Source organism: Chitinophaga sp. LS1 (assembly GCF_034274695.1).
Lineage (GTDB): Bacteria > Bacteroidota > Bacteroidia > Chitinophagales > Chitinophagaceae > Chitinophaga.
Map to the genome: position 1 here is coordinate 2,152,681 of NZ_CP128362.1, position 13,586 is coordinate 2,166,266.

Annotated in this window: 14 protein-coding genes; 7 read left to right on the plus strand and 7 right to left on the minus strand. The window is 43.5% G+C overall.

From position 1 onward, the window contains the following. Nucleotides 1-70: 70 nt before the first annotated feature. Together QQL36_RS08955 and QQL36_RS08960 are read left to right on the plus strand one after the other, a co-directional pair. Nucleotides 71-667: a sigma-70 family RNA polymerase sigma factor gene (locus QQL36_RS08955; protein WP_321569553.1), complete on the plus strand. Its 597-nt coding sequence runs from the start codon at nucleotides 71-73 to the stop codon at nucleotides 665-667. Then, nucleotides 642-1,901 carry a TonB family protein gene (locus tag QQL36_RS08960; protein WP_321569554.1) on the plus strand — a complete coding sequence of 420 codons (1,260 nt, stop codon included), beginning with the start codon at nucleotides 642-644 and terminating at the stop codon, nucleotides 1,899-1,901. The genes QQL36_RS08955 and QQL36_RS08960 overlap by 26 nt, the downstream gene beginning before the upstream one ends. Here the strand turns inward: QQL36_RS08960 and QQL36_RS08965 are convergent. Both QQL36_RS08965 and QQL36_RS08970 read right to left on the minus strand, forming a co-directional pair. Further along, nucleotides 1,895-2,104 carry a YqaE/Pmp3 family membrane protein gene (locus QQL36_RS08965; RefSeq protein WP_083723297.1) on the minus strand — a complete coding sequence of 70 codons (210 nt, stop codon included), beginning with the start codon at nucleotides 2,102-2,104 and terminating at the stop codon, nucleotides 1,895-1,897. The genes QQL36_RS08960 and QQL36_RS08965 overlap by 7 nt on opposite strands. 24 nt (nucleotides 2,105-2,128) lie before the next feature. Further along, a complete protein-coding gene (locus tag QQL36_RS08970; protein WP_083723296.1) occupies nucleotides 2,129-3,505 on the minus strand; it encodes a LutB/LldF family L-lactate oxidation iron-sulfur protein in 1,377 nt (458 codons plus the stop codon). Here QQL36_RS08970 and QQL36_RS08975 point away from each other — a divergent pair. Then, nucleotides 3,500-3,634, plus strand: coding sequence for a hypothetical protein (locus tag QQL36_RS08975; RefSeq protein ID WP_321569555.1), 135 nt, complete (start codon nucleotides 3,500-3,502; stop codon nucleotides 3,632-3,634). The genes QQL36_RS08970 and QQL36_RS08975 overlap by 6 nt on opposite strands. On the opposite strand, the gene QQL36_RS08980 is transcribed toward QQL36_RS08975, so the two are convergent. The 5 genes from QQL36_RS08980 to mutY all read right to left on the minus strand — a co-directional run bounded on the left by QQL36_RS08980 (nucleotide 3,631) and on the right by mutY (nucleotide 8,148). Then, nucleotides 3,631-4,206: a DUF3109 family protein gene (locus QQL36_RS08980; protein WP_083723295.1), complete on the minus strand. Its 576-nt coding sequence runs from the start codon at nucleotides 4,204-4,206 to the stop codon at nucleotides 3,631-3,633. The two genes, QQL36_RS08975 and QQL36_RS08980, sit on opposite strands and share 4 nt — an antisense overlap. A 63-nt stretch (nucleotides 4,207-4,269) precedes the next feature. After that, nucleotides 4,270-4,905 carry a gliding motility lipoprotein GldD gene (gene gldD, locus QQL36_RS08985; RefSeq protein ID WP_083723294.1) on the minus strand — a complete coding sequence of 212 codons (636 nt, stop codon included), beginning with the start codon at nucleotides 4,903-4,905 and terminating at the stop codon, nucleotides 4,270-4,272. 18 nt (nucleotides 4,906-4,923) lie between these two features. Beyond that, nucleotides 4,924-6,282: a gliding motility-associated protein GldE gene (gene gldE / locus QQL36_RS08990; RefSeq protein WP_083723293.1), complete on the minus strand. Its 1,359-nt coding sequence runs from the start codon at nucleotides 6,280-6,282 to the stop codon at nucleotides 4,924-4,926. 167 nt (nucleotides 6,283-6,449) lie between these two features. Beyond that, nucleotides 6,450-6,905: a single-stranded DNA-binding protein gene (locus QQL36_RS08995; RefSeq protein WP_083723292.1), complete on the minus strand. Its 456-nt coding sequence runs from the start codon at nucleotides 6,903-6,905 to the stop codon at nucleotides 6,450-6,452. Between the two features lie 178 nt (nucleotides 6,906-7,083). Next, entirely contained in the window at nucleotides 7,084-8,148 is a 1,065-nt protein-coding gene (mutY, locus tag QQL36_RS09000; RefSeq protein WP_321569556.1) for an A/G-specific adenine glycosylase, read from the minus strand. Nucleotides 8,149-8,667: 519 nt separating this feature from the next. Here mutY and QQL36_RS09005 point away from each other — a divergent pair. From QQL36_RS09005 to QQL36_RS09020, 4 genes are all read left to right on the plus strand, one after another. Continuing rightward, nucleotides 8,668-8,958 (plus strand): HU family DNA-binding protein, encoded by a 291-nt coding sequence (locus QQL36_RS09005; RefSeq protein WP_072362799.1) that lies wholly within the window; start codon nucleotides 8,668-8,670, stop codon nucleotides 8,956-8,958. Between the two features lie 23 nt (nucleotides 8,959-8,981). Next, nucleotides 8,982-9,824, plus strand: coding sequence for a tetratricopeptide repeat protein (locus QQL36_RS09010; protein ID WP_143708856.1), 843 nt, complete (start codon nucleotides 8,982-8,984; stop codon nucleotides 9,822-9,824). A gap of 434 nt (nucleotides 9,825-10,258) precedes the next feature. Beyond that, complete coding sequence (locus QQL36_RS09015; protein ID WP_083723289.1) at nucleotides 10,259-11,809, plus strand: Rne/Rng family ribonuclease; 1,551 nt, start codon at nucleotides 10,259-10,261, stop codon at nucleotides 11,807-11,809. Nucleotides 11,810-11,928: 119 nt separating this feature from the next. Then, nucleotides 11,929-13,584 carry a L,D-transpeptidase family protein gene (locus QQL36_RS09020; RefSeq protein WP_321569557.1) on the plus strand — a complete coding sequence of 552 codons (1,656 nt, stop codon included), beginning with the start codon at nucleotides 11,929-11,931 and terminating at the stop codon, nucleotides 13,582-13,584. Nucleotides 13,585-13,586: the final 2 nt, after the last annotated feature.

Consider the following 13,586-nt stretch of genomic DNA (forward strand, 5'->3'; position numbering starts at 1 on the left):
TAAACAGAAAGAATAATATTTTGTAAGCACCGGTTATGCCGGTGCTTATTTTTTATATTTGTTACGGGCTATGGCATTTATACATCACAATAGTGACAACGGGGCGGACGATGCACAGATGATCCGGATATACAAACAATCCGGCAAGCTTGAAGATCTCGCTACCCTTTACCAGCGTTACATGAACCTGGTATATGGGGTCTGTTTGCGTTATTTTGATGAAGAGGCCAGTAAGGATGTTGTGATGCAGATCTTTGAAGAACTCATCGTGAAAGTGCAACAGTATGAGATACAGAACTTTAAAAGCTGGCTACATGTCCTGACCCGCAATCATTGTCTGATGAAACTGCGGGCGATGAAGAACAAAGAAAGCCGTGAGATCTCCCTTGATGTGCTCCCTGTTATGGAAAACGAGCAATTTACACATCATGATGGCGGTACGGCGCTGGAGACAAATCTCCAGGAGATGGAAAGGTGTATGGAGACCTTGCCGGAAGAACAGAAGCGTAGTGTCGATCTTTTTTACCTGAAGGAAAAGAGCTACAAAGAAGTAGCCGATCTGACAGGATATGAGATGAAAAAGGTGAAAAGTTATATTCAGAATGGGAAGCGCAATCTGAAAAATTGTATGGAAGAACATAATGCAGCAGCAAAGCAATCATATTAAACCTGTGGCAGATCCTGATCTGATACGCCGTTATCTGGCTGGAGAGCTGGATCACAAGGCTATGCACGCCCTGGAGCGGCAGGCTTTGGATGATCCGTTCCTGGCAGAAGCACTGGAGGGCTTTGAAAAGCATGCTCCGGATCAGCGTATGAACCTGGCTGACCTGAGCAAACGAGTGGAGCAAAGGGTACAGGCGCCTGCTAAAAGGAGGGTGATTCCAATGTATCTGCGTTGGGCAGTTGCAGCATCGGTCTGTTTTGTAGTTGGGTCCAGCATTATCTGGTTGTGGCCTGCAGGGAATAAAATTGAAATAGCGAAGGTGGACGTTAAGACGGATACCATTATTCCGGCTGAGGTACCAGCGATGGTACAGGTGCCGGAAAGTGCGACGATGTTTAAGAAGGAACAGAGTACCAATAAAAGTTTTCAGGCACCTGCTGTAACGGCTCCAATAGCAACTCCTCTCAATGAACCCAAGGCAGAACCACAGCCGCAGGCAGAGGTCACATTGGCACCAGCACCCGCTTTGACTCCTTCTATTAATGTAGCTAAAGATACTGTTGATGTATTGGCTAGTCAGAATTACCGTAAAGTTTATGATGAGTATAAATCATCCTCTAATACGGCGATGACAATGAACCAGATATCCAGGTTTTCTACTTATGATCAAAACCTCATTAAAGGAAGGGTCCTTAATTGGAAAGGAGACAGTGGTATTGCCGGTGTAACCGTTACTACCGGAATTTATGGAGCAACTACAGATCAGGAAGGATATTTCTCTCTCCCGGCCGCAAGAATGAGTAAGAAAATGGGAGGTAATCAACTGTTCACTGCCTATGCTCCCGGATATGAAAGTAAGAGCCTGAATTATTCAGGCAGCGAGCCATTTGTAAGAATGCAACTGAAACGAACTACAGATACGACAACCGTAATCGGTAATTCAGGCAATAATGATCCATCTCCTATGGGTGGATTTGAGAAGTACGAAATATACCTCACTAAAAATGTACAATATCCTGCAGGTCTTATCGTAAGTGGTAGAGTCAGGGTACAATTCTATGTACAGCCGGATGGTTCGTTGACTGATTTCAGGGTGCTGAAAAAGCTGCAGGCTGAATGTGATCAGGAAGCTATCCGCTTAATCAAAGTCGGGCCGGCATGGTTACCAGCAGCAAATGGAAAAGCTGTAAAAGTAAAAGTTGATGTGAATTTTACCCCGGAAGCGCATCAATAGCTGGCTTTGTGCTGCTTTATCGCCTTAATCAGTTTCCTGTTTCTTCTATCTGCGCGACTATCATTTAATGATACGACTGCCCAAATTGCAGCCGGAATCCACCCGAGTATTGTGCATTGGAGTATCAGGCATAATATGCCGGAAAGAAGCTTGCCTCTCAGCAAAAATGATAGCCAAGGTAACAATATTGCTATCAGCGTCATGTTGTGGTGTTTTATTGGAATTTACTACTTTTTGCGGTCTTTCCACATCTGGTTGAAGGATTTAGGGGCAAATACAGGCAATTCCCTGTCTTCTCCCCATGCTTGGGTAAAGAACCTTTTCATGAAGAAGTTCTTCATATTTCCACTGGCAAGGTTCATCATGCGCCGGCTTAGACTGGCTTGTTTCCAGCCAAACCAGGATATCTTTTCAGCACCGGAAGTATGGTTTTCTTCTACGGCTTTATGTCGGTTGTGGAGTAGTAATTCATGGAGGTTGATGCGTACCGGGCATACTTCTGTACAGTTTCCGCAAAGGGATGAAGCATAACTCAGGTGCATATAATTTTCAACACCCTTCAGGTGAGGGGTAATAACAGAGCCGATCGGACCGCTATAGGTTGTGCCATAAGTATGACCACCAATGTTTTTATAAACAGGGCAGGCATTCAGGCAGGAACCGCAGCGAATACAATACAGCGCTTCTCTGGCTTCAGTATCCGCAAGTAAATTAGTACGACCATTATCCATCAGGATCACATACATTTCTTCAGGACCATCTATTTCTCCTTCCTGACGTGGACCGCTAAAGATGGAGTTATATACAGTTACCTGCTGACCGGTACCATAGGTCGCCAGCAATGGCCAGAAGAGTGCCAGGTCATTGATAGATGGGATCATCTTTTCGATGCCCACCAGTACGATATGTGTTTTGGGAAAGGCGGTGCTCAGACGTGCGTTTCCTTCATTTTCAGTTACGGCGATACCACCGATATCTGCAATGATGAAGTTTGCCCCCGTAATGCCGATTTCGGCATCCAGGTATTTCTGACGGAGTTTTTCACGGGCTACCATGGTCAGCTCCTGGGGAGTGAGGTTGGGAGGCGTGCCCAGTTTTTCTTCGAACAGACGGGCTACATCTTCCTTGCTTTTGTGCATGGCGGGTGTTACGATGTGGTAAGGCGGCTCACCATCCAGCTGTTGGATGTATTCTCCCAGGTCTGTTTCTACACACTCAATATTATGATCGGCCAGGAAGCTGTTCAAATGAACTTCTTCTGTTGCCATTGATTTGCTCTTTACGATGCTTTTGCAATTCTTGGCTTTGCAAATGTTCAGTATTTCTTCCAGCACCTGCTCCGCATTTTCCGCCCAGATCACTTTGCCACCACGACGGGTCAGGTTGGATTCAAACTCTTCGAGGTGTTTGTCCAGCTGCTCAATAGCTCTCCATTTGATATTCTTGGCGCGTTCGCGAGCAGTCATCAGATCGGAGAACTGATTTTTTCCGGCTTTTACAGCTGTATTATACTTGCCTATATTATAATTGATTGTCTGGCGATGACCGAGGTCTGTCGCTTTCTTCTCGCTCTTGTCCAGGAATGTGGAGGCATTCTGATGCATACTTTGTTAGAATTGCTGATTGCGAATGACAAAAGCCATACCGGAAAACGGTATGGTGGTGTATTTAGACAACTATTTGGTAAAGATAGGGAATTACCAATGGATAATGCCACAGGCCGTCAGCCTTAATCTGCGCGGTATTTTTTGGTCGCTATTTTATCCAGCACGGCGTAAAATTCTTCCCCGTATTTGCGGATGATAGCTTCCTGGAGGAAGCGGTACACCGGTACTTTCAGGCTTTTGCCATTCTTGCATGCTGGTTTACATATGTCCCAACGGTCGTAGTTGACTGCCTCAAAAGATTCGTATTTAGTGACCCGGATGGGGTAGAGGTGACAGGAGATCGGTTTTTTATAATCTACGATGCCGTCTTTGTATGCTTTTTCTATACCGCAACCTACTACGCCATATTCGTCGATGCTGGCATAGGCACAGATACCACCATCCACGATAGGGGTTACATACCCATATTCATCATCAATAGTATTGGTCCCGGTTTTTTCTATTTCGGCGATCCCTTCCGGGCGCAGGTAAGACTTGATTTTTGGATAGACCTTCTTCAGGATCTTTACTTCGTCTTTGTCCAGTGGAGCTCCACAGTCCCCTGCTACGCAGCAGGCTCCTTTGCAGGCCCCCAGGTTGCACACGAACTTTTCTTCCACTATTTCGTCACTGATATATTTATCGTCTATGATGATCATTGGTAGGATAATGACCGCAAAATTACAACAATCTGGTTGCTTTTGCATGGTTCGGTTCGGAGTCTAACGCCATTTCAGTGTTTCCACCAGGTGCAGCATATCTTCCTGCAGGAATTTATGTACTGGTGCAAGGGAGTCTGCATTTGGTGCAGCGTCGAAATAAAGGGCGCCACGCAGGAAGTGTTTTACGGAATCTGTCATATAGAACTGTTTGGCAGAAGCCGCGTTACCTCCTACATCGTAGAAAAGACCATAAATGTGGTTGGCTGGGTTACCGATGTTTTTTTCTTCAATGTATTCTGCCTTATAAGTATGCTTATAAGTCATCTTAAAGGCATCATTAATGAGTTTCTGGAAGTCGTTTTCCCCTTTCCCGATTTCTTTATAGCTCATGTATATTTTCCCATTGAGGGTAGGAAACTCTACATTTATCCAATAGGGATTTTCAGTTTTTTGTCCAAAGAAGAGGCTGTCCTTGACGATATTGGCGTAAACGGGATATTCGAATGTATATGGATATCCGGGTTGGTCAAATACGCGATATTCTCTTTTAGGAAAATTGATCTGGAAGTATCCTCTTGGTTTAGGAGTATATGTTTGGTCACAGGCAGTATACAGCAACGGCAGTAATAACAGCATGAAACAGCCTTTCAGCCGGGCGGTAACAGTTGACAGGCTTCTTTTTCTCTTACAGTTCATTGCTTCTATGTTGTGATATTATTCTTCTTCCACGTTTTGCCTTACGCTTACCTGTACTTTCTGGATGCGCATCTTGCTCTTTTCCAGTACAGTAAAGTCATAATCTCCATAGGTGATCACGCTGTTTTCTTCCGGGAATTTACCAGCCAGTTCAAGGATCAGGCCTCCGATGGAGTCGCTTTCACCCTTTACAGTTTCGAAGGTATCCGGAGGAATGTTCATGATACGGCAAACGTCGTTGAGCATGGTTTTGCCCTCGAACACGTAGGTATAGTTGTCAACTTTGGAATAGTTGAATTCTTCTTCGTCAAATTCATCTTTGATATCTCCGATCACTTCTTCTACAATATCTTCCAGGGTTACGATACCGGAGGTACCACCAAATTCATCTACCACTACGGCAAAGTGCATTCTCCTGGTTTGGAATTCAGATAGCAGGTCTTCGATGAGCTTGTGGCCGTGAACGAAGAATGGCTGGCGCATTACGGTATGCCAGTCAAAAGTATTGCCTTTGTCAAGGTGTGGGAGCAGGTCTTTGGTATGTATAACGCCAACGATATTGTCCAGATTGCCTTTGTAAACAGGCAGGCGGGAATAGTGGAGGTCAGCTACATGTTTGACAACTACATCGAAAGGGGCGTCGTATTCCACACCGTGCACATCCAGACGGGTATGCATGATTTGTTTTACGGTGATATTGCCAAACTTCAGGATGCCTTTCAGGATGTTTTTTTCCTCCTGTGAGGCGGTCGGGTCCACACTCATTTCGATGGCTTCGTCTATTTCCTGGTAGTTGACAGCGCCGCTGCCACGATGGAAGAAGCGGGCTTCGATGCTTTCGCTCATGCTTACATAGAAGTCGCTGACTGGTTCGAGGGTAGCATGAATAATGCTTACAAACCAGGCGAAGTAGGTAGCAAAGCGAATGTTGTTTTGGGCGGCCCATACCCTGGGGAGTACCTGGCCAAAGAAGAGGAGTACAAAGATGATGATGGCTATGCGCACCACGAAGGAAACGACAGGCAGGGTCTGCAGGTCTTCCATTTGGGTGATGAGGTAGCTGGTCACCATGATGAATGCCAGGGAAAGGAGTATACCTGCTATCTGGAGGGATGCCAGCAGGGAGCGGGGCTTTTCCAGGAGTTTGGTAATGAGTTTTCCACTGGTGTTTTGCCTGGTTTTCAGAGCGTTCAGGTCCTTGTAATTCAGGGAGAAGAAGGCTACTTCTGCGCCGGAGACGATGAAAGCCAAGAGTAAGAGTATGAAGATTACAAGCAGGTAAATCACCACGTTTGGCGTGGCAATTGGTGCCGAGGCTTGTAACAGGGTGAGCTTACCAGAAATAATGCTTGCCGGATAGGTGTACAAATTGTTCAACTTTTCGTTAAGGAATTAAAAACCAGCATTACACTGCAAAGCAGGTTCCAAAAAAATGGGAAAGAAATTCAGGTATTAAATTGAATCGCTTTCCCTATATGCAAATATAAGTAATACCCCATTACGGGGTTATCAAGCAAAAAGAATTAATATTTTAATTGGATAGTTTAAAAGGGCAGATCGTCAGCTGCGTCACTAATTTGGGGGGGGATGTCCATATTGGGGAAATTGTCACCGGTAGTGCTGCCTGTATTACTATGATGGATGGCATGCTCTGAATTATTAAGATCCATGCGTTTATCCAGCATAACGAGGTTATCACCTACAACTTCGGTAGCAAATTTTTTATTTCCTTCCTTATCTTCCCAGCTACGTGTGCGCAGACGTCCTTCAATGTAAACCAGGCTGCCTTTGTGCAGGTATTTCTGCGCTAATTCTGCCAGTCCACGCCATAAAACTACCGTGTGCCATTCTGTTTGGGAGATCAGTTTACCGGCCCTGTCCTTAAATGTCTCCGTAGTAGCCAGAGAAAATTTAGCTACTGCGATATTGCCTTCTAAAAACTGTACATCCGGATCTCTACCCAAGTTGCCAATCAGGATTACTTTATTAACACCTCTCATTGTTGCAGGTTTTAATCTATTGATTTTAACGATGGAAATATACTGTTTCTTTAAATAAACAACCTTCTTAAAGTTAACATTTTTTTCAAATCGTTGTGAAAAAAATGCTGACTAGTTTTAGCTTCAAATACCTTGCCGCAGCAAGTTGGGCGCACTTTGTCCTCAGAGAGTTTTTGCATCAGAACAAGCTCAATTCGCCACGTTTCAGGAAGTCTGTAATGGTTTTTGGGAATGCATACCTATCCAGTTGATCCTGAGGAACTGCTGTATAGCCGGGCATCTCAGGCTTTTTAGTCACTGACAGCATAATGAACTGACTATAGATGGTTTGATGGGTCAACTGCTGTTTAGACGAGGCGGACACTGCATCTATGTTATAACGTATATCTCCTACTTTTTCTTTGAATGCGGGGAGTTTTTTTATTTCACTGATATCGGCAGGTGTGCTGGTTTCGATGAGTACGAACTCATGTAGGTTTTGCCAGATATCGTTTTCCGTACGCTTACGGATATAGAAATCGTCTTTATGTCTTACAATCAGGTAGTTGAAGTAGCGTTTTTTGATCACCAGTTTTTTTGCCTTTACTGGTAGCAGGCTAATAAGGCCCAGGTGAAGGGCTTTACACTTTTTAGCCAGGGGGCATGATTTGCAGGCGGGTTGCTGAGGTTTACATACAACAGCGCCAAAGTCCATGATACTCTGGTTATAAGTAGCTGATTCTCCATGGGGGAGAAGTTCGGCAGCCAGGGTAGCGAACTGTTTTTTGCCGGCGGTGCTATCTATAGGTGTATCGATGTCAAAGAAGCGGGAAAGTACACGGAATACGTTGCCATCCAGCACAGCATGTGGAAGGTTGAACGCAAAGGAAGCAATAGCAGCGGAGGTGTAAGGGCCAATACCTTTGAGGGACTGAATGGCCTCGTAGGTATTGGGGAAGTGCCCGTGATACTGGGAAACGATCTGGCGGGCGGCTGCCAGCATATTTTTACAACGGGCATAGTAACCCAATCCTTGCCAGAGGCGGAATACTTCTTCTTCCGGAGCAGCGGCTAACTGCTGTACGGTAGGGTAAGCCAGTATAAATTTCTCGTAATAAGCCCATCCTTGTTCCACGCGGGTTTGTTGAAGGATGATTTCAGACAGCCATATCCGATAGGGGTCCTTTTCGCCTTTCCATGGCATTGAGCGTGAATTATCATCACGATTCCATTCGAGGAGGGCGCTAGTGAAAAATTGTTTCATGAAATGCAAAGATAAGCGAGTCGGGAATGATAAAATGAGTAGATGAAAAGGGAGGTGCGGTGAAAATATATATAATCATCTATCACATATGAAAATAACCGTTCATCTGAATACTTTTTTAACAGAACTAGCTGATAAATAGACTAATGTGTAGATAAATGCGTTATATTTAGGTAGGATCCCGAATTTGATTTTGCTAAAATGAACATAACTTTTTCATTAAGAGCAGAAAAAAAAGACAAAATGAATATTATTTTTTGTATATTCGTTAAGTAGTGGTTTAGTGAAATATTCTGCTTCATACCTATCGATGTGAGCATATACTGATCACAGAATATGACCTTTGCTAAAGTTGTACCCAATGCTATAAAATTCGTTAAAGCTTAGTACACAAAGACTTGTAGAGTGATTATTAAAAAGATATAAGGTATAAGAAAAAAAGATAAAATTTATTTGCTTAAAATTCAGCAATTAAAAAAAATTAAATAATTTTGGGACAAGTAATCCTTCGCTTCAATTATGAGAAAAGCTGACTTAATTAACAATATTGCTGAAAAAACCGGCATACCTAAAGTAGATGTGTTAGTAACACTAGAAGCCATGTTTAAGGAGGTCAAGGAAGCGTTGGCTAATGGCGAGCATATCTATATTAGAGGTTTTGGTAGCTTTATTACAAAGAAGAGAGCGGCCAAGATTGGTCGTAACATCAAGAAGAATGTGGCGGTAGAAATTCCAGAGCACTTTATTCCTGCATTCAAACCTTCGAAAGAATTCGTTGCTGAGGTAAAGAAGCTTAAAAGTTCTTCGTAATTTTGCAGCCTAATATTTAAGGCGTGCAAAAATCACAAGTTCTATTGGTAGGTGCCGCGGTGGCATTACTAGTTGTATTGGTCGCCTTCGGCCGCACCATACCACATTCGGAGAAGAAAGCGATGCCAACTGCCGGCCCTATGATGGGCGGTCAGGAGCAGCAACCTATTGCCTTTAGCGAATTGCTGGCTACTGCCAAGCAAAAAGTCCCTGCTGATAAATTACTTTTGATCAATTCTTTGGAAAATAAAGTAGTGCGGGGTGATGTTAAAACTCAGCAAATAGCCGCTTATAAACAGCTTTATGCCTCCTGGGATAGCCTTAACCAACTACCCATAGCTGCGCATTATCTTGGCGAAGCCGCCAAGTTGGAAAATTCCGAAAAAAGCCTCACCTTTGCAGCCAATTTATTTTTGGAACACCTGGAACATGCTCAGGACCCGGCAATTAGTAAATGGGAAAGCCAACAGGCGCTCTCATTGCTGGATCAGGCTATTAAACTTAGCCCGAACAATGATTCCCTTAAGATTCAACAGGCGCTGTTGTATATGAATACAGGCGAACCTATGGTGGGTGTCCAGAAACTCAGGGAAGTGGTGGCTGCCAATCCCGACAATCTTGAAGCTCAGTTGACACTGGCCAATCTTGCTATCCAATCCGGACAGTATGACAAAGCCATCCAACGTATGGATACACTGTTGCAACGCCATCCGGACGAAGCGAAAGCTATTTTCGTCCAGGCCGAAGCTTACCGCTCTAAGGGTGATGTAAAAAAAGCAGTGGAACTGTTTGAGCAATGCAAAAAACTGCTCAAAGACCCAGCCCTAAAGGCTGAAATTGACAATTATATTAAGAGTATTCAATAATATTCTATTTTTTAAACATTTTAAACTTTTTAGCATGCCTTGCGGTAAGAAAAGAAAGAGACATAAAATTGCCACTCACAAACGTAAAAAAAGACTGAGAAAGAACCGGCATAAGAAAAATAAGAAATAGTTTTCTCCTGTTTCCCGCCATTTATACTAACCAGGTTTTATTTGCGGCGTGTTAATCGGATAAATTTTTTTATATACCCTGCATGATTTTAGCGATTATTCTTAAATTGCTGAAGTCATGCAGGTTTTTCCACAATTCCCGCTTAGCATCCCGGATATTACCTGCTAGATCGCTAAACCCTTAAGCAATCCATCATCATGTATGCTAACGTCATTGTTAGCTATAATCTGGTATGCAGTAAGCTGTTATTAAATAGTCGTGCATAACATAAAGGTGAAGTTATAATGGTTAAAATTTTGGACGCTTGAACAAGGAACTAATTATAAATGCGGCACCTACTGGTGTGGAAATAGCGTTGCTGGAAGATAAAAAATTGGTCGAATTGCATCATGAAAGTGGCAACCCCAATTTTGCTGTAGGAGATTTATACCTGGGGCGGGTTAAAAAACTAATTCCAGGCCTGAATGCGGCGTTTGTCGATGTTGGCTTTGAGAAAGATGCCTTTTTGCATTACACTGATCTTAGCCCTTACATACGCTCAATACTAAAATTTACCCAGCAGGCTATTTCTGATAAAACCCCCGAGGGGTTTGATTTTACAAAGTTTAAGAACGAGCCGGAAATTGTAAAAACCGGTAAAATCACAGACGTACTGGGCGGTAAACCCAATATTCTTGTGCAAATTCTGAAAGAGCCCATTTCTTCAAAAGGCCCCCGTCTGAGCTGCGAGATTTCTTTACCAGGAAGATTTATCGTGTTAACACCCTTTAATGACATTGTAGCTGTATCCAAAAAGATACACTCTTCCGAAGAAAGAAAACGCCTGCAAAAGATCGTCGAAGCTATCAAAACACCCAATTTCGGTGTGATAGTCCGCACAGCCGCTGAAGGAAAGAAAACTGCAGAACTGCACGAAGACCTTACCACCCTGGTCGAAACCTGGAAAAATATTCAGTCAAATCTGAAGGGCGCACAACCTCCACAGAAAATACTGAGCGAACAGGCCAAGACTACCAGTATTCTCCGTGACCTGCTGAACGAAAGTTTTAACAGGATCGTGATTAACGATAAGAACATGTACACTGATACCCGGGCGTATATCCAAAAGATAGCTCCCGAGAAGCAGGATATTGTTACTTATTATCATAATGGCGCACCCATTTTTGATCACTACGGCATTACCCGTCAGGTAAAAGCTTCCTTTGGCAAAACTGTCAACCTGGATAGTGGTGTATACCTTATTATTGAAGCAACTGAAGCCCTCCATGTCATCGACGTGAACAGCGGCTACAAGAGCTCCAGTAATAACCAGGAACAAAATGCCCTGGCATCCAACCTGGAAGCTGCTGCCGAAATTGCCCGACAACTACGTCTGCGCGACCTTGGAGGTATCATCATCATTGACTTCATCGATATGAAGCTGCCTGAAAACAAAAAGGTAGTGTATGAAGCAATGGAGAAATTTATGGCCCAGGATAGAGCTAAACACACCATCCTGCCTATCTCCAAGTTCGGACTCATGCAGATCACCCGCCAAAGGGTGAAACCGGAAGTCACAATTTCTGTAGCAGAAGATTGCCCTACCTGTCATGGTACCGGCAAAATCGGCGCTTCTGTACTGATCATTGATGACATCGAAAAGAACCTGCAATACCTGATTAACCATCAGCATAAGGGACTCTCCATCCATGTGCACCCCATATTTAAAGCTTTCCTTACACAAGGATTCCTTACCTCTCGTCAATGGAAATGGTATTTCCTGTATAAGAAATGGATCAAAATTAAAGCTGACTCTAACTACCACCTGACAGAGTATCGCTTTTTTGATGTCAATGATGAAGAAATAAAACTCTAGAACTGAATCAGCACAATATTGCAAAATGCTTAATGCCGTAACCGCATTAAGCATTTTGCTTTTAAATGGTTATCAACTTTTTCCTTTACTTTTATACAATACCACATTAAATCATGATCATGCGCAATGTTCCCCTATTTATGCTTGCATTGGCAACTGTCTTCGCATCCTGTAACCACGAAGGTAAACGTAAACGACAGCGCGCAAGAGATACCAGTCACTATACCCAGAAGGACTATATTGACCTGACGCTTGATAGTAATGCTGTAAATACTTTTTTACAGCACGATTCCAGCAATGCTTCTTATATCCGTAGCTTCTACAGACAACGTAACTATCACTTTGCATGGGTTGGCAATGATGGACAACTGGCCGAACAGGCAGGTAACTTTATCAACCTGATGAAATCTGATGCCGCCTTTGGTTTGAATGATACTAGTATCATCAGCCGTCCGCTGCGGGACGTGTACGATACCCTCATGATGGAAGGAGGTAAACTGAAACCAGGTGATAAATCTGTTTCCCAGATTGAACTGTCGCTCACTGCCCAGTTTTTTGTTTATGGCAATAAAGTATGGGGTGGTCTGACTTCTGATACTGCCAAAGACCTGGAATGGTTCATTCCTCGCAAACAGATCAATATGGAAGGCCTGCTGGACTCTATGATCACCCGTTCAGCAAATGCATTTGAAGAACCAGTAAACATACAGTATAAACTGTTGCGCAATAAACTCAAACAACTGGCTGCACTGGAAAAAGAGCCATGGGATTCCCTGCGTGCAGCAGAGAAATTATATAAACAAGGAGCCTCTGCACCAGTGGTTGCAAGTGTAAAACATCGCCTTTATCTGTTAGGCGATCTGGTGGCAGATGATACTACTGCTTTGTTTACACCAGCATTGGATTCAGCTATCCGCAACTTCCAGGATAGAACCGGTCTAAAAACGGATGGAACTATTCAGTTACCTTTACTGCGTGCACTGAATGTAACACCTAAACAACGTATTACACAAATCCTGATCAACATGGAGCGTCTGCGTTGGGTACCTGCTTCACCACCATCTACATATTTGTTGGTAAATATTCCTGCATTTAAACTGTATGTATACGATGGCAGTAAACTGGATTGGAGTTGCAATGTAGTAGTAGGAAAACCAGGTGCGAATACCGTTATCTTCAGCAATGAAGTAAAGTATGTAGTGTTTGCCCCATATTGGAATGTACCGCCTGGTATCCTGCAAAAAGAAGTGCTACCTGCTATGCGTCGCAACAGTGGCTATCTGGCCAGAAACCATATGGAAGTGGTGACAGGAAATGGCAAACCAGTAAGTGCAGGATCTATTAATTGGGCTAAAGCTTCTGCTTCTAATTTCCCATATATTATTCGTCAATTACCGGGTGGATCCAATTCTTTGGGTAAGGTGAAATTTCTCTTCCCGAATGAGTATAATATCTATCTGCACGATACGCCATCCAAAGGTTTATTTGGTGAGAACAAACGTACTTTCAGCCATGGCTGTATCAGGGTTTCCGAACCTCAGCACCTGGCAGAATGGTTGCTGCGCAAAGATTCCAGCTGGACGAAGTCAAAGATTGTAGATGCGATGAATGCGAGTAAGGAAAAGTTTGTAATGCTGAAACAACGGGTGCCGGTGTTTATCGGATATTTCACTGCGTTTGTGGACAGTGAGGGCAGATTGAATTTCAGAGATGATGTATATGGCCATGATGCGAAACTGGCTACCACCTTATTTGGAACAAAGGCTGACTTATAAAG

Excerpts from the sequence above, each read along its gene's own strand:
- QQL36_RS08955 (WP_321569553.1), top strand. The coding sequence starts at position 71 with ATGGCATTTATACATCACAATAGTGACAACGGGGCGGACGATGCACAG.
- QQL36_RS08960 (WP_321569554.1), top strand. The coding sequence starts at position 642 with ATGCAGCAGCAAAGCAATCATATTAAACCTGTGGCAGATCCTGATCTG.
- QQL36_RS08965 (WP_083723297.1), bottom strand. The coding sequence starts at position 2,104 with ATGACGCTGATAGCAATATTGTTACCTTGGCTATCATTTTTGCTGAGA.
- QQL36_RS08975 (WP_321569555.1), top strand. The coding sequence starts at position 3,500 with ATGCATACTTTGTTAGAATTGCTGATTGCGAATGACAAAAGCCATACC.
- QQL36_RS08970 (WP_083723296.1), bottom strand. The coding sequence starts at position 3,505 with ATGCATCAGAATGCCTCCACATTCCTGGACAAGAGCGAGAAGAAAGCG.
- QQL36_RS08980 (WP_083723295.1), bottom strand. The coding sequence starts at position 4,206 with ATGATCATCATAGACGATAAATATATCAGTGACGAAATAGTGGAAGAA.
- gldD (WP_083723294.1), bottom strand. The coding sequence starts at position 4,905 with ATGAACTGTAAGAGAAAAAGAAGCCTGTCAACTGTTACCGCCCGGCTG.
- QQL36_RS08995 (WP_083723292.1), bottom strand. The coding sequence starts at position 6,905 with ATGAGAGGTGTTAATAAAGTAATCCTGATTGGCAACTTGGGTAGAGAT.
- mutY (WP_321569556.1), bottom strand. The coding sequence starts at position 8,148 with ATGAAACAATTTTTCACTAGCGCCCTCCTCGAATGGAATCGTGATGAT.
- QQL36_RS09005 (WP_072362799.1), top strand. The coding sequence starts at position 8,668 with ATGAGAAAAGCTGACTTAATTAACAATATTGCTGAAAAAACCGGCATA.
- QQL36_RS09020 (WP_321569557.1), top strand. The coding sequence starts at position 11,929 with ATGCGCAATGTTCCCCTATTTATGCTTGCATTGGCAACTGTCTTCGCA.